Below are 20,884 nucleotides of genomic sequence, written 5' to 3' on the forward strand. Positions count from 1 at the left end.
TCCGCAGCGTCGGCGGCCCTTCCTAGGATGGTTCCGTGAGTGAACCGACCCCCGCGCGTCCCGTCCGGAGTGAGGCATCCGTCGGTGTCGTGCAGGCGGTCGTCGCGTACGGCCTGTGGGGACTCATGCCGTTGCTCTTCGCGGCGATGGCCCCCGCCGGCGCGTTCGAGATCGTCGCCTGGCGGATCGTCTTCGGCCTGGTGTTCTGCGCCGTCGCGATCGCCGTCACCCGGTCGTGGCTGCGGACCCGTTCCCTGATGGCGCAGCGCCGGGTGATGCTCGTGATGGGGCTCGCCGCGGTGCTCATCCTCGTGAACTGGACGGTGTACGTCGTGGCGACCACGACGGGCCACACGGTCGAGGCGGCACTCGGGTACTTCATCAACCCGCTCGTGACGATCGCGCTCGGGGTCGTGGTGCTCCGCGAACGCCTCCGTCCCCTGCAGTGGACGGCCGTCGGCATCAGTGTCGTGGCCGTCGTCGTCATCGCGGTCGGCTACGGGCGGATGCCGTGGATCTCCCTCGCGCTCGCGTTCTCCTTCGGCCTGTACGGCCTCGTGAAGAAGCGCGTCGGCGGCACGGTCGACGCGCTGAGCGGGCTGACGATCGAGACGGTGTGGCTCCTCCCGATCGCGGTGGTCGCCCTCGTGGTGCTCGGTGTGACGGGGCTCGACGGCGGTGTGACGTTCGCGGGTGCGGGCTGGGTGCACGTCCTCGTGACGGTGCTGACCGGGCCGGCGACGGCGGTGCCCCTGCTCCTGTTCGCGTCGTCGGCGCGGCGGGTGAGCCTGTCGACGCTCGGGCTGACGCAGTACCTCGCGCCGATCATGCAGCTGCTCGTGGGTGTCGTCGTGCAGCACGAGCCGATGTCCGGGGCGCGGTGGTTCGGCTTCGGGATCGTCTGGCTGGCGCTCGTCCTGCTGACGGTGGACTCCTTCGCGGCCGCTCGGGCATCGAGGCGCCGGGCCCTGGCACCCGCCGCGGCGGAGCCCGCCTGACGGAGCCGCACCGCGCCTCCCGTCCGTGCCCGCTCCCCGCTGCCGGCCCCGGGACTCGGCCCGCGCACCCCGAGCCCCGTCCTGGGCGACCGATCTCGCGCGGCACAGCCCGAGGAACGTCGCTGGGCCCGGGTCTCGGCGTCGCGCAGCCGAGACTCGGGCCCAGTGGGATCGACCGGATCCGCCCTACTTCACCGAGCCCTGGATGGCGCTCTGGTAGACGGGCTTGTTGTCACCGTCGAACTTGTAGATGCCGATGTAGGCGCTCGACGGGTCGTTGTTCGCGTCGAACGGACCGATGCCGGACGGGCCCGTGTAGTGGATGTCCTCACCCTTGTCGAGCAGGGCCGCGCAGGCCTTGAACGACGCGCACGTGGTGCCGCCGTCCTTCCCGGAGACCGCGGCCATGTTCGCCTGGATCGTGCCCGAGTCGGTGCCCTTGCCCTTCACCGCGGCGAGGGCGGCGAGCACGGTGGCGTCGTACGACTCCGCGGCGTACGAGTAGTCGGCGAGGTCCTTGCCCGACGACTGCTTGTAGAAGTCGGCGAGCTGCTTCTTGAAGTCGTCCTTCGGCGAGGCGCCCGGGATCGTGCCTTGTGCGCCGGTGAGCGTGCCCTTGTCGAAGTCCTTCGAGTAGTCGGCCGTGTTGCCGTCCGACATGTAGATCTTCGACATGTCGGCGTTCTGCGACTTCAGCTCGGGGATGATCGACTTCGTCTCGTCGAACGCCAGGATCACGATCGCGTCCGGCTTCGTGGCGAGCGCCGCGGTGACCTCGGACGAGAACGTCGTCTGGCCGGGCGGGAACTCCTGCCCCTTGCCCTTCGCGCCGTAGACGACGGTGCCGCCGGATGCCTCGACGGCCGCCTGGACGCTGTTGCGCAGGCCGGTGCCGTACGTGTCGTTGAACACGAGGAAGGCGACCTTCGCGTTGCCGTCACCGGTGACGAGCTGGCCGAGCGCCGAGCCCTGCACCGAGTCCGGCGGAGCGGTCCGGAAGTAGTACGACGAGTAGCCGGAGAGGTCGGTCGCCGTGTTGGCGGGGGAGATCTCCACGATGCAGTTGCTCGTGAGCTGGTCGATGACGTTGAGCGTGACGCTGGAGGACTCCGCGCCGATCGCGACCGGTACCTTCGCGTTGACGAGCTTCGTCGCGGCGGAGTTCGACACGGTCATGTCGTTGCTGTCGCCGGAGTCCGTGGACGGGGCGATCGTGACGTCCTTGCCGAGCACACCGCCGGCCGCGTTGATGTCCTTGACCGCGAGGCCGACGCCGGACTCGGCCGGCGGGTTCAGGTACGCGAGGGAGCCGGTCAGCGGGAGGATCGTGCCGATCTTCAGCGCCTCCGTGCTGGGGGTGTCGGGGGCCTTGCAGCTCGCGGCGGGGTCCTTCTTCGCGCCGCCGGAGGCGGAGGAGGACGGAGCGGTGTCGCCGGAGGTGGTGGAACACGCGGCGAGGAGGAGCGCTGCCGCTCCCGCCACCGCCAGTGCCGTGGTGGCACGGGTGGTTCGGATCATCCGTGGTGCCCTTTCTCTGAGCGGGACTTCAGGCCCGCTGGGGATGTGAGAGAACGTAGGGTCACGGTGTTTCGGTCGCGTGACGGGGCGGTACGCAAAGTGTTTCGTTACCCAGACGTGACGCGGGGCTGTGGCGGCCGTGGCTGTCGCCCTTCGGCCGTCTCGTGCCCGTCTCGTGCCCGTCTCGCGCTCGGTGGACGGCCCGGCAGGGCGTCCTGGAGGCGCGGCGTACCTTCCGCACCATGAGTGACTTCCAGCCCACGAGGGCGATCATCACCGGTTCGGAATCAGGGATCGGTCGCGCGACGGCCGTGGCGCTCGCGAGCGCGGGCATGGACATCGGCATCACCTACCTGTCCGAGCCCGAGCGCGCCGAAGCGACCGCCGCCGAGGTCCGCGAACTCGGACGCCAGGCGTACGTCGAGCAGATCGACGTCTCCGACCTGGCGTCCGCCGGAGCCGTCATCGACCGTCTCGTCGACCAGCTCGGCGGCGTGGACGTCATCGTCGCCGACGCCGGGACGGGCGACAACGCGCCGTTCCTCGAGATGACGCTCGAGCAGTGGCGGCACACCGTCTCGACCGACCTCGACGGGGCGTTCGTCACGATCCAGGCGGCGGCGAAGCACATGGTCGCCGCGGGGAACGGCGGGCGGATCATCGGCATCACGAGCGTCCACGAACACCAGCCGCGGTACGGGTCGAGCGCCTACGACGCCGCGAAGCACGGGCTCGGCGGGCTCCTCAAGACCGTCGCGATCGAGCTCGCGCAGTACGGGATCACCGCCAACGCGGTCGCCCCGGGGGAGATCGCCACGCGGATGACCGGCGCCGAGGACGAGGACCCGCAGACCATCGACCGACCGGGCGTCCCGCTCGGGCGTCCGGGCAACGCGTGGGAGATCGCGGCGGCGGTCGCGTTCCTGGCCTCACGCGCGTCGTCGTACATCACCGGGGTGTCGCTGCCGGTCGACGGCGGGATGCTCCAGATGGGCCCGCACGGCGGCAGCCACATCACGTCGAACGACTGGCGCTCGGCGTAGCGCCCTCGGCGTAGCGCGACGAAGGGCCCCGTTCCGTGACGGAACGGGGCCCTTCGTGCGCGCTGGGGTCAGCGGCTGTAGTTCGGCGCCTCGACGACCATCTGAACGTCGTGCGGGTGCGACTCCTTCAGCCCCGCCGCGGTGATCCGGACGAACTTGCCGCGGGCCTTGAGCTCCGGGACGGTCCGTCCGCCGACGTAGAACATCGACTGCCGGAGGCCGCCGACGAGCTGGTAGACGACGTTCGCCACCGAGCCGCGGTAGGGCACCTGGCCCTCGATGCCCTCGGGGATGAGCTTGTCGTCCGAGGGGACGTCCGCCTGGAAGTACCGGTCCTTCGAGTACGACGTCTTCTTGCCGCGCGTCTGCAGCGCGCCGAGGGAGCCCATCCCGCGGTACGCCTTGAACTGCTTGCCGTTGACGAACACCAGGTCGCCGGGGGACTCGTCGGTGCCGGCGAGGAGCGACCCGAGCATCACGGTGTCGGCACCGGCCACGAGGGCCTTCGCGATGTCGCCCGAGTACTGCAGGCCGCCGTCGGCGATCACCGGCACGCCGGCCTCGCGCGCGGCCAGGGATGCCTCGTACACCGCGGTGACCTGCGGCACGCCCACACCGGCGACGACGCGGGTGGTGCAGATCGAGCCCGGTCCGACGCCGACCTTCACCGCGTCGACCCCGGCGTCGATGAGCGCCTGCGCGCCGGCACGGGTCGCGACGTTGCCGCCGATGACGTCCACGCCCGCGAACGCCGGGTCGGCCTTGATGCGCCGGACCATGTCGAGCACACCCTCGCTCTCGCCGTTGGCGGTGTCGACGACGAGCACGTCCACACCGGCCTCGAGCAGGGCGGTCGCGCGCTGCCAGGCGTCCCCGAAGAAGCCGATCGCCGCGCCGACCCGGAGGCGGCCGCCCTCGTCCTTCGTGGCGTCCGGGTACTTCTCGCTCTTGTCGAAGTCCTTGACGGTGATGAGGCCCTTGAGCTTGCCCGACTCGTCGACGAGGGGCAGCTTCTCGATCTTGTGCTCCGCGAAGATCGCGACCGCGTCGTCCGGGTCGATGCCGACCGGGGCGGTCACGAGCGGTGCCTTCGTCATGACGTCGCGCACGAGCGTGGACTGCTGCTCGAACGGGGCGACGAAGCGCATGTCGCGGTTCGTGATGATGCCGACGAGGGTGCCGTCGCCCTCGACCACCGGGAGGCCCGAGACCCGGAACTGTCCGCAGAGTGCGTCGACCTCGGCAACGGTGGCGTCCGGCGACGTGGTCACCGGGTTCGTGATCATGCCCGACTCGGACCGCTTCACCTTGTCGACCGCGGCAGCCTGGTCCGCGATGGACATGTTGCGGTGCAGGATGCCGATGCCGCCCTGGCGCGCCATCGCGATCGCCATGCGGGCCTCGGTCACCGTGTCCATCGCGGCCGACAGCAGCGGCACGTGGACGTCGATGCGCTTGGTGAGCCGGGACGTCGTGGACGCCTCGCTCGGGATGACGTCGGTGTGCCCGGGCAGGAGCATGACGTCGTCGTACGTGAGTCCGATGAATCCGAACGGATCCGGCTGGTCCATGGGTCCCCTTCGTGGGCGAGGTGAAGTGGTGGGTGCCGGGGGCGCGCCGTCGAGATCCCGGTGAGCCATGGTAACGCGCAGGTCCGCGCGCGCATTCCGTCGCGCGGCACGCGCGGGGGCCGGGAGGCGCGGCTCGACTCCGTCACGCAGCCATCCTGCGCAATGTCACAGTTCCGGCACGAATCGTGCAGGGAACGTGATGGAAACATGGGTGTCACACAATCCCCATAGCGTCACTCGTCATCCGAACGAGAGGCTCTTCCGTGGGATCCATCACTCCTCCGGGACCGGTGCACGCGCACCGGTTCCGCCTCCGTCGGGGGCGCACGCGACCGGTCGTCATGGCCGTCCTGATCGTGGCGTTCCTGGCGACCTTCCTCATCGACTGGGCGGTGACCGCGCCCGCGAACGGCGCGACGGCGTCCCCGACCGCGAGCGCGTCCGCGAGCACCGGCGCAGGGACGAGCACGCAGCCCTGCACGGTCAGCCCGACGAACGGCTGCATCCAGGGCACGATCACCGACTCCGACCGCCGACCGGTCGAGGGCGTGGACGTGGCCGTCGCCGGTCCGGGCGGCTTCGCGCAGACCGCGACGACGCGCGACACCGGCCGCTGGTCCGTCCGGGTCGAGACGGCCGGGCGGTACACGGTGAGCGTCGACCAGGACACGCTGCCGAAGGGCCAGTACCTGACGAACGCCGCCGACGCCAAGCGCACCGTGCAGGCGAACCTCAACCAGAACGTCGGGCAGATCTTCCAGCTGTCCGACCAACAGGGCGTCACCACGACCGACGACTCCTCGAGCGTCACCCCGGCGCGCGCCTGGCAGCAGTTCGCGTCCGGCATCCGGCTGGGGCTCCTCATCGCCCTCGCGTCGGTCGGGTTGTCGCTCATCTACGGCACGACGGGACTGTCGAGCTTCTCGCACGGCGAGCAGGTCACGCTCGGCGGCCTCCTCGCGTACGTGTTCGCGAACCAGCTCGGGTGGAACATCTGGCTCACCGGGATCGTGGTCACGCTCCTCTGCGCCGCGACCGGGTACCTCCAGGACGCCGCGATCTGGCGCCCCCTGCGCCGCCGGCGGATCAGCCTCACGCAGCTCATGATCGTGACCATCGGCCTGTCGATCGCCGCGCAGTACGCGTTCCAGTACTTCTTCGGGGCCTCGACGGTCCGCATCCAGCAGGGCAACCCGCAGACGGTCACGTTCGCCGGACTCACCTTGACGGTGCAGTCCTACGTCGCCATGGCCATCGCACTGGTCGTCCTCGTCGGCACCGGCCTGTTCCTCGCGAAGACCCGCTTCGGCCGCGCGACCCGGGCGGTGTCGGACAACCCCGCCCTCGCCAGCGCGTCCGGCATCGACGTCGACCGGGTCATCCGGTTCGTGTGGACGCTCGCCGCCGGCCTCGCGGGGCTGTCCGGCGTGATGCTCGGCCTCGTGCTGAACGGCGTGAACTGGCAGACCGGGCTCCAGCTGCTCCTGCTCATGTTCGCCTCCGTCACCCTCGGCGGCCTCGGCACCGCGTACGGCGCGCTCGCCGGTTCGATGATCATCGGCGTCGTCGTCGAGCTCACGAACCTGGTGCTGCCGGGCGACTTCAAGTACGCCACCGCGCTCGTGATCCTCATCCTCATCCTGCTGTTCCGGCCGCAGGGCATCTTCGGCCGTGCCGAGCGGATCGGCTAAGGAGCGACCGTCATGGACTACATCCTCTCCCTCCTCTCCTCGTTGACCCAGGAGGCCCTCGCCCCGACCACGGCGGCGTTCGCCCTCGCCGCGATCGGCCTCAACGTCCACTTCGGCCTGACCGGCCTGATCAACATGGGCCAGGCGGCGTTCCTGCTCCTCGGCGCCTACGGCTTCGCGATCTCGATCACGAACGGACTGCCGTTCGTCGTCGCGGTCCTCGTCGCCCTCGTCGTGGCCATCGTGTTCGCGGTCATCCTCGGCATCCCGACGCTCCGGCTCCGCGGCGACTACCTGGCGATCGTCACGATCTCCGGCGCGGAGATCATCCGCATGGTCGGACGGTCGAGCCTGCTCACGACGACCACCGGCGGTTCGAACGGCATCACCGGATCGAGCTACCGCGCCCCGTTCACCGCGCTCAGCCCGCTGCCCGACGGCACGACCTCGGTCCTCTGGTTCAGCTACGCCAACAACGGCGTCAACGGCTGGTGGATCCGGATCGTCGCGTGGGGCCTCGTCGCCCTCTTCACACTCGTGCTGTTCCTCCTCATGCGGAGCCCCTGGGGTCGCGTGGTCAAGGCCATCCGCGAGGACGAGGACGCCGTCCGCTCCCTCGGCAAGAACGTCTACTCGTACAAGATGCAGGCGCTCGTGTTCGGTGGCGCACTCGGGGCGCTCGCCGGGATCGTCTACGTCCTGCCGAGCTCCGTCCAACCCGACGCGATGGGCCGCTCGATGACGTTCTTCATCTGGACGGCGCTCATCCTCGGCGGCGCGGCGACGGTGTTCGGTCCGGTGCTCGGCGCGGTGCTGTTCTTCGTCGTCCGGCTGTTCATCCGGACGGTGGCGAGCGACTTCATCCCCGACTCGATCATGAACCAGCAGCAGGCGGAGCAGTTCTCCTACGTGCTCGTCGGCGTCGCCCTCATGCTCCTCATCGTCTTCCGTCCACAGGGACTCCTCGGCAACAAGAAGGAGCTGACGTTCAGTGTCTGAGTACCGCCACCCCAAGGCCGACCCGATCCTCACGGTCGACGGCGTCACCCGGCACTTCGGCGGCATGACGGCCGTCGACGTCGACCACCTCGAGGTCCAGCGGGGCTCGATCACCGCCCTCATCGGACCGAACGGCGCCGGCAAGACGACGTTCTTCAACCTGCTGACCGGCTTCGACAAGCCGAGCCCCGGCGCCCGCACCACCTTCGCGGGCGAGGCCCTGCAGAAGACGAGCGCCGTGCACATCGCGAACAAGGGCATGGTCCGCACGTTCCAGCTCACCAAGGCGCTCAGCCGTCTGACCGTGATGCAGAACATGCTCCTCGGCGCCCGCGACCAGCCCGGCGAGAACTTCTTCGTCGGCCTCGTCCCGGCACTCTGGCGGGGACGCGAGCGCGAGATCACCGCGAAGGCGGAGGACCTCCTCGCGCGGTTCAAGCTCGACACGAAGCGCGACGACTACGCCGGCTCGTTGTCCGGCGGCCAGCGCAAGCTCCTCGAGATGGCGCGGGCGCTCATGTCCGATCCGACGATGATCATGCTCGACGAGCCGATGGCGGGCGTGAACCCGGCCCTCACCCAGTCGCTCCTCGGGCACATCCAGTCCCTCCGCGACGACGGGATGACCGTGCTCTTCGTCGAGCACGACATGCACATGGTCCGGCACATCTCGGACTGGGTGGTCGTGATGGCCGAGGGCAAGGTCGTCGCCGAGGGACCGGCCGACACCGTGATGGACGACCGGGCCGTCATCGACGCGTACCTCGGCGCCCACCACGACACCGACCTGGGCGACGACTCGCTCCTCACCGAGGAGACCTACGAGGAGCTGGCCGAGGAAGTAGCAGAGGAAGACGAGCAGGAGGCGACCCGATGACGGACGCGACGGACCCCACGAACGCCAGCAGCGCCTCCAGTCCGGCCCCGGCCGCGACCCTGGACCGCGGCGAACCCGTGCTCAGCGCCAAGAACCTCGTCGCCGGCTACCTGCCCGGGGTCAACATCCTGAACGGCTGCGACCTGGACTGCTACCCGGGCGAGCTCATCGGCATCATCGGCCCGAACGGCGCCGGCAAGTCGACGCTCCTCAAGGCGCTGTTCGGCCTCGTGTCGATCCGCGAGGGGTCGGTCAGCCTGCAGGGCGAGGACATCACGAACCTCAAGGCGAACAAGCTCGTGCAGGCCGGCGTGGGCTTCGTGCCGCAGACGAACAACGTGTTCCCGTCGCTCTCCATCGAGGAGAACCTGCAGATGGGGCTGTACCTCCGCCCGAAGAAGTTCGCCGAGCGCCTCGAGGTCATCTACGACCTCTTCCCCGTCCTCGGGCAGCGGCGCGGGCAGCGTGCCGGTTCGCTGTCCGGCGGCGAGCGGCAGTCGGTGGCGATGGCGCGGGCGCTCATGATGGACCCGAAGGTCCTGCTGCTCGACGAACCCTCCGCCGGGCTGTCGCCGGTACGACAGGACGAGACGTTCATCCGCACCCGACGGATCAACAAAGCCGGAGTGTCGATCGTCATGGTGGAGCAGAACGCGCGACGCTGTCTGCAGATCTGCGATCGTGGGTACGTGCTCGACCAGGGGAGGAACGCGTACTCGGGCACCGGGAAGGAGCTCGCCGACGACCCGAAGGTCATCGAGCTGTACCTGGGGACGCTCGCCAAGGACGTCGACGCCGCGCGCTGAGCGAGCGGGGTCGACCGTGGGCGCCGCTGTGGGGGCGGTGCCCGCACCGAGCGGGGTCGTGCGTGGTCGCTCAGCGCCGCACGGCCCCGCTCCTCACCGCTGGGGGCAGGGCCGGGAGGCGCGGCCCTGCCACGCGGGTCGGCCCCCGAACGCGGGCGGTGCGGCCCGCAGCACGGCCCGGAACTGACGCTGCGCCACCCGCGGCGCCTGGTAGGTTCCCGCCGTGCGGAGAGTGTCGGCGGTCGCGGCGGACGCCCTGGTCTGGGTGGTCTTCGCCGTGCTCTTCGTCGGGGCCGCGTTCCTCGTCAAGGTGGCAGCGGCGCTCCTCGTCGTCCTCGTGGCGCTCGCGCTCCTGCTCGGCCTCGTGCTCCGCACCCTCCGGCGGCGGAGGCGTCCGGGGGCACCGCTGCACCGACCGCCCGGGTCACCGGACCACGGCGACCGGTAGGCTTGCCGGGTGAGTGAAGTCGAGATCGGTGCTGGCAAGCGGGGACGTCGAGCGTACGCCTTCGACGACATCGCGGTGGTCCCCTCGCGACGGACGCGTGACCCGCGCGACGTCAGCGTGCAGTGGTCGATCGACGCGTTCACCTTCGAGTCGCCGATCCTCTCGGCCCCGATGGACTCCGTCGCCTCACCGGCCACGGTCATCCAGATGGGCAAGCTCGGCATGCTCGGCGTCCTCGACCTCGAAGGCCTCTGGACCCGCTACGAGGACCCGACGCCCCACTACGACGAGATCAAGACGCTCACGGACGGCAACGTCACCAAGCGCATGCAGGAGATCTACTCCGAGCCGGTCAAGGCCGAGCTGATCACCGCGCGTCTCGCCGAGATCCGCGCCGCGGGCGTCCCCGTCGCCGGTTCGCTCAGCCCGCAGCGCACCGCGGAGTTCTCGCAGACCGTCGTCGACGCCGGTGTCGACCTGTTCGTCATCCGCGGCACCACCGTCTCGGCCGAGCACGTGTCGCAGAACACCGAGCCGCTCAACCTCAAGAAGTTCATCTACGAACTCGACGTGCCGGTCATCGTGGGCGGTGCCTCGACGTACACGGCCGCGCTGCACCTCATGCGCACCGGTGCCGCCGGCGTGCTCGTCGGCTTCGGCGGTGGCGCAGCCTCGACCACGCGGGCCGCGCTCGGCATCCACGCTCCGATGGCCACGGCCGTCGCGGACGTCGCCGGCGCTCGCCGCGACTACATGGACGAGTCCGGCGGCCGCTACGTGCACGTCATCGCCGACGGCGGGCTCGACACCGCCGGTGACGTCGTCAAGGCGATCGCCATGGGTGCCGACGCCGTGATGCTCGGCACCGCACTGGCCCGGGCGACCGAGGCACCCGGTGGCGGGTTCCACTGGGGCGCCGAAGCGCACCACCCGGAACTGCCGCGCGGTCGCCGGGTCGAGGTCGGCACGATCGCCCCGCTCGAGAACGTCCTCAACGGCCCGACCCCGTCGTGGGACGGCCGTGCCAACATCGTCGGCGCCCTGCGTCGGTCGATGGCGACGACCGGATACTCCGACGTCAAGGAGTTCCAGCGAGTAGAAGTGGTCGTGGCGCCGTACCACCGGAACTGACGGTGGCACCCGGGCACGCGCCCGGGTGACGCCCGGCGTCGACGGTGACACGGAGGCGACGATGGCGAAGACCAGCACCACCAGCACGTCGAGTGCGACACGGCCCGCGCGGGCGGAGAACGCCGCGCCGGGCGTCGGGTTCGACCCGTCGGCGAAGCTCGGTCCGGACGACCGCACCGCCGCGATCGAGGCGCTCCGGTCGAAGGAGCTCGACGTCCTCGTCGTCGGCGGGGGCATCGTCGGTGCGGGCAGCGCCCTCGACGCCGCCACCCGCGGTCTGAGCGTCGGCATCGTCGAGGCCCGGGACTGGGGTTCCGGCACGTCGAGCCGGTCGTCGAAGCTCGTGCACGGCGGCATCCGCTACCTCGAGCAGCTCAACTTCGGGCTGGTGCGTGAAGCCCTCATCGAGCGTGGCCTGCTCCTGCAGCGCATCGCCCCGCACCTCGTGAAGCCCGTGCGCTTCCTCTACCCGCTCAACCACCGCGTGTGGGAGCGGTTCTACATCGGCATCGGCATGGCGATGTACGACGCGTTCAGCTGGTCCGGCGGACGGCCCCCGGGGGTCCCGCACCACCGGCACCTCAGCCGGACCCAGGTCCTCCGGTCGATGCCGTCGCTCAAGAAGGACGCCTTCGTCGGCGGCATGACGTACTACGACGCGCAGGTCGACGACGCCCGCTACGTCGCCTCGCTCGTCCGTACCGCCGCGTCCTACGGTGCCCACGCCGCCAGCCGGGTCCGCATCGAGGGCTTCATCCGCGTCGGCGAGCGCGTGGTCGGCGCGCACGCACACGACATCCAGACGGGCGAGCACTTCGAGATCCGGGCGAAGCAGGTCGTCAACGCGACGGGCGTGTGGACGGACGACACCCAGGCGATGATCGGGACGCGGGGGCAGTTCAAGGTGCGGGCGTCGAAGGGCGTGCACCTCGTCATCCCGCGCGACCGGTTCCAGTCGAACATGGGCATGATCCTCCGCACCGAGAAGAGCGTGCTGTTCGTCATCCCGTGGGGTCGGCACTGGCTCGTCGGCACGACGGACACCGACTGGTACCTGGACAAGGCGCACCCGGCGGCGACCGCGGCGGACATCGACTACATCCTCGAGCACGTCAACAAGGTGCTCGCGGTCCCGCTCACCCGCGAGGACGTCGAGGGCGTCTACGCCGGACTCCGACCGCTGCTGGCGGGGGAGTCGGACCAGACGTCGAAGCTCAGCCGCGAGCACGTCGTCGCCCACACCGTCCCGGGGCTCGTCGTGGTCGCCGGCGGCAAGTGGACGACGTACCGCGTGATGGGCAAGGACGCCATCGACGAGGCCGTCGCGGCGATGGACGGGAAGATCCCAGCGTCGACGACCGAGGACATCCCCCTGCTCGGCGCCGAGGGCTACCCGGCCGCCTGGAACCGCCGCGGCCGCACCGCCCGGACGTTCGGGTTGCACAAGGTCCGCATCGAGCACCTGCTCAACCGGTACGGCACCCTCGCCACCGAGGTCCTGCAGCTCGTGAAGCAGGACCCGTCCCTCGCCGAGCCGCTGCCCGGCGCCGACGACTACATCGGAGCCGAGGTGGTGTACGCGGCGTCGAACGAGGGTGCGCTGCACCTCGAGGACGTCCTCGCCCGCCGGACCCGCATCTCGATCGAGGCCTGGGACCGCGGCGAATCCGCAGCGCCCGTCGCCGCGAAGCTCATGGCGGACGTGCTCGGCTGGGACCAGGAGACCACCGAGAACGAGGTCTCGAACTACCTCAAGCGTGTGGCAGCCGAACGCGAGTCGCAGCTCCAGCCCGACGACGAGTCCGCGGACCGCGTCCGCCTCGAGGCGCCGGACATCGCGTTCGGGTTCGACGAGGACGACGTCGTGGTCGGCGGTGGCCGGTCGAGCGGCGCGGAGGGTGCGAAGGCGTCCGACGCGCAGGTCGTGGGCGAGAAGACGAGCGAACCCGAGTAGGACGCGGCCCGCGTCGCCGACGGGTGTCGCGCCTCCCGGTCGGGGCCTGGAGGCGAGACACCCCTCGGTCAGGCAGCGCGCGTCCGGCCCGTGGTGCGTCGGACGTGCCGTGCCTGACCCACCACGAGGACGAACGGGAGCGCGACCAGCGCGACCGCGCTCGTGGCGTAGAGGACACCGGCCCAGATGGTGTGGTCCGCGCCGCCCACGCCGTACCCGTCGGCGACGTCCATGCCGAGCTGGAAGCCGCTCCACCACGACATCGGAGCGCCCATGACGACGACCGCGAGCAGGACGGCCGCGAGCACGTGTGCCGGTGCCCGGGTGACGAGCAGGGACGACGCGAGCCCGACCGCCAGGGCGACGCCGACGACGGCGATCCCGACCACGACCGCGATGTCCGTCCGCACGTGGAAGCCCTGCCCTTCGAGGTGCGCGTGGATCTGCGCGAGCGATGCGCCCGGCACCGCTGCCAGGGGGTCGAGGACCAGCGACTCGACGGCCAGCAGTGCGGCGTAGACGGCCACCACGACGACCCCGATCACGGCGACGACCACGCGGGTCCGCGCAGTCCGCTCGTCCCCACCCCTGCCCCCTGTGTTCCCCATCCTCCGGACTGTAGCGGACCGGAATGGACGGGCCGCGTCGGTGGTTATCATCGGGGTACTCGAAAAGGGAGCCATCATGGTCGACGTCCATCGCGTCAAACTCCCCGGAGTCGGCGTGCTGCACAGCTTCTACACCGACGACGGTGGCAAGTGCGGTGTCATCACGCACCGGTCGGGTCACTCCGACCTCATCTCCTTCGCCGACGTCTCCGACGGCGCCGACAAGTCGGAGAAGGTGTCGCTGCGCCTCAGTGAGGACGAAGCGCACACCCTCGCCGAACTCCTCGGCGGCACCCGGATCACCGAGGGCCTCGACAAGCTCGACGAGATCCCGGGTCTCAGCATCGACTGGTTCTCGGTCGACTACGACGACGCCATCGCGGGCAAGCCCCTCGGTGACCTGCACGACTCGGGCTTCATCGGCCTGACGGTCGTCGCGGTGGTCCGCGGCGACAGCGCCAACCCGGCCCCGTCGTCGGACTTCGTCGTGTTCCCCGGCGACACCATCGTGGTCGCGGGTTCCCCCGAGAAGGTCGCGAAGGCGTTCTCGTTCTACCGCAGCGGAGAGCTTGCGGCCGCTGCGGCCGAGGCCCCGTCGGGGAGCTAGCCCGTGCACCTGGGTGGTGAGCTGCTCACCATCGGCGTCCTGTTCCTGATCGCCTACGTGCTGGGCCGACTGGGCAAGACCATCGGCCTGCCGGCGATCCCGATCTACATGATCGTCGGGCTCATCGCGAGCCCGCACACCCCGTGGATCGGGCTGAGCGTCGAGTCGCACACGATCGAGCTCATCGCGACGTTCGGGCTCATCCTGCTGCTGTTCAACCTCGGCTTGGAGTTCGACCAGGAAGAGTTCTACGGCAACGCCGGCAAGCTCCTGGTCTCCGGCGGCACGTACGTCGCGATCAACATGGGCGTGGGGTTCGCGTTCGGGTTCTCGCTCGGGTGGGGCACCCGGGAAGCCCTGATCATCGCGGGCATGACCGCGACGTCGTCGAGCGCGATCGTCACGAAGCTCCTCATCGAGCTGCGACGCCTGGCGAACGACGAGACGCCGATGATCCTCGGCGTCACCGTCATCGAGGACGTCTTCATCGCGATCTACCTCGCGATCGTGTCCGTGGTGCTCTCCGGCGACACGAACGTCTGGGCGGTCGTCGGCAAGCTCGCGCTGGCGTTCGGGTTCCTCGTCGTGATGTTCACCCTCGCCCGGTTCGCCGGCAAGTGGGTGTCCCGGTTGTTCGCGACCCGTGACGACGAGCTCTTCACCGTGCTGTTCTTCGGCCTCGCGGTCATGTTCGGCGGCATCGGCGACCTGCTCGGGGTGACGGACGCGATCGGAGCGTTCGTGATCGGCCTGCTCTGCGGTGCGACGCGCTACCGCGACCGCATCGAGCAGCTCGCCCTCCCGATGCGCGACGTGTTCGCGGCGTTCTTCTTCGTGAACTTCGGGCTCGGCCTCGACCTCACGACTTTCGGCGAGGTGCTCTGGCCCGTGCTCGGCGCCATCGGCATGACCGTGGCGCTCAACGCCGTCGCCGGACAGCTCGTCGCCCGCATGAACGGCTTCAACGTCCAGCAGGGCATCAACACCGCGGTCATCCTGGTGAACCGCGGGGAGTTCGCGCTGATCCTCGCGACGCTCTCGGCCGCTGCCGGACTGGAGGCGCGGATCACCGCGTTCGCGGGCCTCTACGTCCTCGTCATGGCGATCCTCGGACCGCTGCTCGCGGTGAACTCGGACCGGATCGGCCGCCTCGTGGTGCGTCCCGCCCGCGTGGCGCGGCTCCGCTCGCGCCTGCGGGACCGGCTCGGCCGACGGTCCGGGGCCGCTGCGGGACCCGCCCTCGACGAGGCGATCGACACTGCGGCCGAGGCAGGGATCGCCGATCAGGACGCCGCCCGCGCCGCACGCCGTGCCGAGCGGGACCGCCAGTTCGCGGAGGAGTTCGCCCTGGTGGAGGCCGCTGGCAGGGAAGAGCGGGAGAATGGATCCCCGGAGGCGACGTCCGAACCCGTGACGTCGTCGGTCGAGATCCCCGCCGAGCGCCCCGAACGCCCGGTCCGACAGCGCGATCCGGAGTACTGATACGAATGTGGGCCGTAGCCCGACGACCGAGGTGGATCGCGCTGCTGTTGCTGGCGCTCGTGCTCGCGGCGGTCTTCGCCGGGCTGGGCAAGTGGCAGCTCGAACGGAGCATCGCCAACGGCAAACCGCTGCCCACGACCACCGAGACCCGCAAGGTGCTCGACCAGGTCACCGAGCCGGGGAAGCCGACGAGCGAGACCCTGGCCGGCCAGAAGGTCACCGTCACGGGCACCTTCGTCGCGGGCGACACCACGGTCCTCACCGGCCGCAGCGGTGGTGGGACGTACCAGACCGTCGGACACCTGGTGGACGCCGGGAGCGGCGTGAGCGTCCCCGTCGTCCTCGGCTGGTCCGACCAACGGTCCGCAGCCGTCGCCGGTGGTGACCGGATGGCGGACGGTCAGCGGGTCACCGTCGAGGGACGCTACTACCCGGCCGAGTCGCCGGACCAGGACAGCTACGCCAAGGGCGAGTACTCCGCGGTCGCTCCGGCACGGTTCGTGAACACGTGGAAGGCGTTCGACGACCGCATGTACCTCGGGTACGTCGTCGCCGACGGGACCACCGCGAAGGCAGCAGATCTCGGCACCATCGCGGACCGCGCTCCCACGCGCGAGGTGCAGTTCGACTGGCTGAACCTCTTCTACGCCGTCGAGTGGGTCGTCTTCGCCGGGTTCGCCGTGTTCCTCTGGTACCGCTTCGTGAAGGACGCCTGGGAGCGTGAGGAAGAGGAGCGCCGTGAGGCCGCTCTCAGCGTCGACGGGGCCCTCGCCGACCGACGGTAGGATGGCCGATATGGCTCTGACCGTCCGTACCCGCGACATCCCGAAGATCCCGGGCGCGGTGAAGTGGTACCGCGTCTCGGCGTACATCACCGGTGTGCTGCTGCTCGCCCTCGTGGTCGAGATGATCCTCAAGTACACGCCGCTGCACCTCGAGATGCAGCTCGGCGGCGGCGCGTTCTTCGTGCCGGAGGGCACCGCGGGCAAGGAGCCGGGCACGTTCAACCTGTCCATCGGCATCCTCATCGCTCACGGCTGGCTGTACGTGCTCTACCTCTTCACCGACTTCCGTCTGTGGAGCATCATGCGCTGGAAGCCGATCCGCTTCCTGCTCATCGCCCTCGGGGGCATCATCCCGTTCATGTCCTTCGTGGTCGAGCACCGCATGCAGCAGATCGCGATGGACACGTACCACGAGCTGACCGCTGCCCAGCAGCGTGAGAAGGAGGCCGCTCGGTGAGCGAGACCGAACAGCGTCCCGTCCTCGTCGTCGACTTCGGAGCCCAGTACGCGCAGCTCATCGCGCGTCGGGTCCGTGAAGCGAACGTCTACAGCGAGATCGTCCCGCACTCGATCACCGCGGACGAGATCCGCGCGAAGGACCCGGCGGCGATCGTGCTCTCCGGTGGTCCGTCGTCCGTGTACGAGCAGGGTGCCCCCGCGCTCGACGGCGGGATCCTCGAGCTCGGCGTCCCGGTGCTCGGCATCTGCTATGGCTTCCAGGCCATGGCGTCCGCGCTCGGCGGCGAGGTCGCGCACACCGGGCTGCGCGAGTACGGCGCCACGGACGTCACGGTGTCCGGTTCGGGCAGCGTGCTGCTCGGCGACCAGCCCGAGTCCCAGGTCACGTGGATGTCGCACGGCGACTCCGTGGCGAAGGCACCGGAGGGCTTCGAAGTCCTCGCGTCGAGCGCCTCGACCCCCGTCGCCGCCTTCGCGTCCGACGAGCGCAAGCTCTACGGCGTGCAGTGGCACCCCGAGGTGAAGCACTCCGTGTACGGCCAGGCCGTGCTCGAGAACTTCCTCCACCGTGCCGCCGGGCTCCCGGGCGACTGGAACTCCGCCAACGTGATCGAGGAGCAGGTCGAGCGCATCCGTTCGCAGGTCGGCTCCGCGCGGGTCATCGCCGGGCTCTCGGGCGGTGTCGACTCCGCCGTCGCCGCGGCCCTCGTGCACAAGGCCGTCGGTGACCAGCTCACGTGCGTCTTCGTCGACCACGGGCTCCTCCGCGCCGACGAGCGCAAGCAGGTGGAAGAGGACTACGTCGCCTCCACCGGTGTCCGGCTCGTCACGGTCGACGCGGAGCAGCAGTTCCTCGACGCCCTCGCCGGTGTCAGCGACCCGGAGCAGAAGCGCAAGATCATCGGCCGCGAGTTCATCCGCACGTTCGAGGCCGCTGCCGAAGCCCTCGTGCTCGAAGCCCGCGCCGACGCCGCTTCGTCGGACTCCGAATCGGGCGAGGTCAAGTTCCTCGTCCAGGGCACGCTCTACCCCGACGTCGTCGAGTCCGGCGGCGGATCCGGCACCGCGAACATCAAGTCGCACCACAACGTCGGCGGACTGCCCGAGGACATGACGTTCGAGCTCGTCGAGCCGCTCCGCACGCTGTTCAAGGACGAGGTCCGCGCGGTCGGCCGCGAGCTCGGGCTCCCCGAGGTCATCGTCGGGCGTCAGCCGTTCCCCGGGCCCGGTCTCGGCATCCGCATCGTCGGCGAGGTCACGAAGGACCGCCTCGAGCTGCTCCGCGCGGCCGACAAGATCGCCCGTGAAGAACTCACCGCGGCCGGCCTCGACGAGGAGATCTGGCAGTGCCCGGTCGTCCTCCTCGCGGATGTCCGTTCCGTCGGCGTCCAGGGTGACGGTCGGACCTACGGCCACCCGATCGTGCTCCGTCCGGTGTCGTCGGAGGACGCGATGACCGCCGACTGGACCCGCCTGCCGTACGACGTGCTCGCGAAGATCTCGAACCGCATCACGAACGAGGTGCAGGACGTCAACCGCGTCGTGCTCGACGTCACGTCGAAGCCGCCGGGAACCATCGAGTGGGAGTAGTCCTCCCGTCCTGAACGGCCCGGCACGCCTCTGCGTGCCGGGCCGTTCTGCGTCCGCGCCGCCCGTCCGCGGCGCCCGTCCGCGCCGCCCGCCCGCGGCTGGTTCGCCGAGCGGTCAGAACACGCCGCGCGTGATCCGCCGAACGGGCAGAAGATGCCGCCGGGGGCGCCCGAGCGTGACGGAAAAGGCACATTCGCCGACCGCACCCCCGGCGGCGGGAACGACGAAGGGCCCCGGCGACGCCGGGGCCCTTCGTTCGCGAGTGGTACCCGCTAGTTGCGCTGGCTGCTCGCGATGATGGCGAGGATGCGCAGGATCTCGAGGTAGAGCCACACGAGGGTGACGATGAGCCCGAAGGCCGCAGTCCACGCGTAGATCCGGGGAGCGCCGCGCTGGACGCCCGTCTTGATCTGGTCGAAGTCGAGGATCAGCGAGTACGCCGCCATGACCACCACGAAGATGCCGATCACGACGCCCCACGGGATGCCGAACAGGAAGCTCGGCTGGCTCATGATCCCGAAGGTGCCGCTCGTGACGCCCGTCCACATGAGCACGAGGTTCACGAGCTGGAAGACCATGTAGCCGACGATCGCGACCAGGAAGAACCGCGTTGCCTTCGGGGTCGCCCGGACCTTGCCGGAAGCGAAGAGCGCGAGCGTGATGCCGAACACCCCGAGCGTGCCGAAGACGGCCTGCGGGACGATGCCGCCGAACGCCGCCTGGTAGTACCCGGAGATGCCACCGACGAACAGCCCCTCGAAGAACGCGTACGTCAGCACGAGTGCCGGCGACGGCTTCTTCTTGAAGGTGTTGACCAGCGCCAGGACGAACCCGACGAGCGCGCCGACGATCCAGACGACCGGAGGCAGGTTCCACCCCGCGACCGCGCCCACGACGAGCACGCCGAACGCGAGCAGCGTCTTGACGATGGTGTCCTCGTACGACATGCGGTCCGTGTCGACCGTGCTGGCCGAGGGGCGGTCGTACAGGTACTGCAGCTGCTCGGGGGTCATCCCGCCCTGCTGCGGCGTCTGGCCCCAGCCTGCCTGCTGCTGACCGGCACCGGTGCCCCAGGCGTTCCGGCCGGCGTCGTTGAAGGCGGGGGACTGGTCGAAACCGGGCTTGAAGGCCATGGTGTCCTCTTCCTTGGAGATTCGAGTCCTCTCAGCCTAGGGGCGCTCGATCGCGGAAGGCTGAGGATTCGCGGCGAGCGGAAGCGGTCCCTCGGGGACCCCACGGGTGGAGCCTACGGGCGGGGGCTGCGCGCCCGCCCCGAGTTGGACGAGAGCCAGCCGACCGCCCGTCGGGCGCGGCGGGACGGGGGTGCGCCGCGCCTCCTGGCCGGATCGGCGGCGACGGCGGGACCGGCGGGTACACCCACGTGACCATCGCGACGGAGATGACCATCAGCAGGAGCCAGGCGACGATCTTGGTCGGCGCGACCGGCTGCCACCCTGCCGCCTGGGCGGGATAGGCCCAGGCGCCCGCCCAGGTCGCCACGTTCTCGGCGAACCAGATGAACAGCGCGACGAGCGCCATCGCGACCAGCACCGGCATCCGCAGGGTGGCGCGGTGCACGCGCGCGTGCATCGTGGTGCGGGCGAACAGCAGCACCACCGCCGTGAGCAGCACGGACCGGGCGTCCCACACGAAGTGGTGCGCGAAGAAGTTGGCGTAGACCCCGCCCGCGACGACCGCGAGCAGCCACTGCCGCGGGTACCGGTCGAACCGGAGGTCGAACAGGCGGTACACACGCACCAGGTACGACCCGACGGCGCCGTACATGAACCCCGAGAACAGCGGGACGCCGGCCAGGACGAGTGCGCCGCCCGACCCGTAGGTCCAGGAGCCGACGTGCACCTTGAAGACCTCCATGACGGTGCCGACGACGTGGAAGAGGAGGACGACGCGGAGCTCTCGGACGGTCTCGAGGCCGAACACGAGCATCCCCACCTGCAGGAGCACGGCGGCGATCGTCAGCACGTCGTTCCGCGCGCCGACCGGGACCGTGAGGTGCACGATCGCCATCGTCCCGAGCAGCAACGCTCCGAAGGCGCACGCCCACGCTTGCTTCGCGCCGAACACGAGGAACTCGGTGACGAACAGCCGGACGGGCCGGTGCGGCTGGTGCCCGGCGTCGAGCAGGCGGCGCGCGGCCCGGTCGATGCGGTGCTCGACGACGGTGGAGAGGGAACGGACGGTCACGCGGCGAGCATCGTTCCCGTTCCTGGGGAGCGGGGTGGCCATCGGACGCGTTGTGTCCGGCGACACACGGACGCCGCGCAGTGCTGCCCGGTCGCCATCGCGGGGCGTGGTC

The 20,884-nt window shown here is 70.1% G+C and carries 19 protein-coding genes; 14 read left to right on the forward strand and 5 right to left on the reverse strand.

The window, feature by feature from the left end:
* The first annotated feature begins 35 nt into the window (after nucleotides 1-35).
* The gene (rarD, locus tag ACTJKO_RS06900) at nucleotides 36-998 is read left to right on the forward strand and encodes an EamA family transporter RarD (protein WP_440687030.1); all 963 of its coding nucleotides are present in this window, start codon (nucleotides 36-38) and stop codon (nucleotides 996-998) included.
* Between the two features lie 186 nt (nucleotides 999-1,184).
* Here the strand turns inward: rarD and ACTJKO_RS06905 are convergent, their stop codons facing one another.
* A complete protein-coding gene (locus ACTJKO_RS06905; RefSeq protein ID WP_440687032.1) occupies nucleotides 1,185-2,516 on the reverse strand; it encodes an ABC transporter substrate-binding protein in 1,332 nt (443 codons plus the stop codon).
* Nucleotides 2,517-2,758: 242 nt separating this feature from the next.
* On the opposite strand from ACTJKO_RS06905, the gene ACTJKO_RS06910 reads away from it, so the two are divergent.
* Nucleotides 2,759-3,559, forward strand: coding sequence for an SDR family oxidoreductase (locus tag ACTJKO_RS06910; RefSeq protein ID WP_440687034.1), 801 nt, complete (start codon nucleotides 2,759-2,761; stop codon nucleotides 3,557-3,559).
* Nucleotides 3,560-3,627: 68 nt separating this feature from the next.
* Here the strand turns inward: ACTJKO_RS06910 and guaB are convergent, their stop codons facing one another.
* On the reverse strand, nucleotides 3,628-5,130 hold the full coding sequence (guaB, locus tag ACTJKO_RS06915; RefSeq protein ID WP_440687036.1) for an IMP dehydrogenase: 1,503 nt from the start codon (nucleotides 5,128-5,130) through the stop codon (nucleotides 3,628-3,630).
* A gap of 341 nt (nucleotides 5,131-5,471) precedes the next feature.
* Here guaB and ACTJKO_RS06920 point away from each other — a divergent pair, with 341 nt between their 5' ends.
* The 7 genes from ACTJKO_RS06920 to ACTJKO_RS06950 all read left to right on the forward strand — a co-directional run bounded on the left by ACTJKO_RS06920 (nucleotide 5,472) and on the right by ACTJKO_RS06950 (nucleotide 13,036).
* Nucleotides 5,472-6,821, forward strand: a complete 1,350-nt coding sequence (locus tag ACTJKO_RS06920; RefSeq protein ID WP_440687038.1) for a branched-chain amino acid ABC transporter permease — start codon at nucleotides 5,472-5,474, stop codon at nucleotides 6,819-6,821.
* A gap of 12 nt (nucleotides 6,822-6,833) precedes the next feature.
* Nucleotides 6,834-7,820: a branched-chain amino acid ABC transporter permease gene (locus ACTJKO_RS06925; RefSeq protein ID WP_440687040.1), complete on the forward strand. Its 987-nt coding sequence runs from the start codon at nucleotides 6,834-6,836 to the stop codon at nucleotides 7,818-7,820.
* Nucleotides 7,813-8,697, forward strand: a complete 885-nt coding sequence (locus tag ACTJKO_RS06930; RefSeq protein ID WP_440687042.1) for an ABC transporter ATP-binding protein — start codon at nucleotides 7,813-7,815, stop codon at nucleotides 8,695-8,697. The genes ACTJKO_RS06925 and ACTJKO_RS06930 overlap by 8 nt, the downstream gene beginning before the upstream one ends.
* Nucleotides 8,694-9,503, forward strand: a complete 810-nt coding sequence (locus ACTJKO_RS06935; protein ID WP_440687044.1) for an ABC transporter ATP-binding protein — start codon at nucleotides 8,694-8,696, stop codon at nucleotides 9,501-9,503. The genes ACTJKO_RS06930 and ACTJKO_RS06935 overlap by 4 nt, the downstream gene beginning before the upstream one ends.
* 223 nt (nucleotides 9,504-9,726) lie before the next feature.
* Entirely contained in the window at nucleotides 9,727-9,951 is a 225-nt protein-coding gene (locus ACTJKO_RS06940) for a hypothetical protein (protein ID WP_440687046.1), read from the forward strand.
* Nucleotides 9,952-9,960: 9 nt separating this feature from the next.
* Nucleotides 9,961-11,082 carry a GuaB3 family IMP dehydrogenase-related protein gene (locus ACTJKO_RS06945; RefSeq protein WP_440687048.1) on the forward strand — a complete coding sequence of 374 codons (1,122 nt, stop codon included), beginning with the start codon at nucleotides 9,961-9,963 and terminating at the stop codon, nucleotides 11,080-11,082.
* A 61-nt stretch (nucleotides 11,083-11,143) separates the two neighbouring features.
* Nucleotides 11,144-13,036: a glycerol-3-phosphate dehydrogenase/oxidase gene (locus ACTJKO_RS06950; RefSeq protein WP_440687050.1), complete on the forward strand. Its 1,893-nt coding sequence runs from the start codon at nucleotides 11,144-11,146 to the stop codon at nucleotides 13,034-13,036.
* Between the two features lie 68 nt (nucleotides 13,037-13,104).
* Here the strand turns inward: ACTJKO_RS06950 and ACTJKO_RS06955 are convergent, their stop codons facing one another.
* Complete coding sequence (locus tag ACTJKO_RS06955; protein WP_440687052.1) at nucleotides 13,105-13,644, reverse strand: hypothetical protein; 540 nt, start codon at nucleotides 13,642-13,644, stop codon at nucleotides 13,105-13,107.
* Nucleotides 13,645-13,720: 76 nt separating this feature from the next.
* On the opposite strand from ACTJKO_RS06955, the gene ACTJKO_RS06960 reads away from it, so the two are divergent.
* The 5 genes from ACTJKO_RS06960 to guaA are packed head-to-tail and all read left to right on the forward strand — an operon-like array spanning nucleotide 13,721 to nucleotide 18,567.
* A complete protein-coding gene (locus ACTJKO_RS06960) occupies nucleotides 13,721-14,251 on the forward strand; it encodes a cation:proton antiporter regulatory subunit (RefSeq protein WP_440687054.1) in 531 nt (176 codons plus the stop codon).
* A gap of 3 nt (nucleotides 14,252-14,254) precedes the next feature.
* Nucleotides 14,255-15,733, forward strand: coding sequence for a cation:proton antiporter (locus tag ACTJKO_RS06965; protein ID WP_440687056.1), 1,479 nt, complete (start codon nucleotides 14,255-14,257; stop codon nucleotides 15,731-15,733).
* Nucleotides 15,734-15,738: 5 nt separating this feature from the next.
* The gene (locus ACTJKO_RS06970; RefSeq protein WP_440687058.1) at nucleotides 15,739-16,518 is read left to right on the forward strand and encodes an SURF1 family cytochrome oxidase biogenesis protein; all 780 of its coding nucleotides are present in this window, start codon (nucleotides 15,739-15,741) and stop codon (nucleotides 16,516-16,518) included.
* Between the two features lie 10 nt (nucleotides 16,519-16,528).
* Nucleotides 16,529-16,975: a DUF3817 domain-containing protein gene (locus ACTJKO_RS06975; RefSeq protein WP_440687060.1), complete on the forward strand. Its 447-nt coding sequence runs from the start codon at nucleotides 16,529-16,531 to the stop codon at nucleotides 16,973-16,975.
* Nucleotides 16,972-18,567: a glutamine-hydrolyzing GMP synthase gene (gene guaA, locus ACTJKO_RS06980; protein ID WP_440687062.1), complete on the forward strand. Its 1,596-nt coding sequence runs from the start codon at nucleotides 16,972-16,974 to the stop codon at nucleotides 18,565-18,567. The genes ACTJKO_RS06975 and guaA overlap by 4 nt, the downstream gene beginning before the upstream one ends.
* 272 nt (nucleotides 18,568-18,839) lie before the next feature.
* On the opposite strand, the gene ACTJKO_RS06985 is transcribed toward guaA, so the two are convergent.
* Nucleotides 18,840-19,700, reverse strand: a complete 861-nt coding sequence (locus ACTJKO_RS06985) for a Bax inhibitor-1/YccA family protein (RefSeq protein WP_440687064.1) — start codon at nucleotides 19,698-19,700, stop codon at nucleotides 18,840-18,842.
* A gap of 31 nt (nucleotides 19,701-19,731) precedes the next feature.
* Complete coding sequence (locus tag ACTJKO_RS06990) at nucleotides 19,732-20,772, reverse strand: DUF817 domain-containing protein (protein WP_440687066.1); 1,041 nt, start codon at nucleotides 20,770-20,772, stop codon at nucleotides 19,732-19,734.
* Between the last annotated feature and the right edge of the window lie 112 nt (nucleotides 20,773-20,884).

The sequence above is a fragment of the Curtobacterium sp. 22159 genome (genome assembly GCF_052045775.1).
In the GTDB taxonomy this organism is placed as follows: domain Bacteria; phylum Actinomycetota; class Actinomycetes; order Actinomycetales; family Microbacteriaceae; genus Curtobacterium.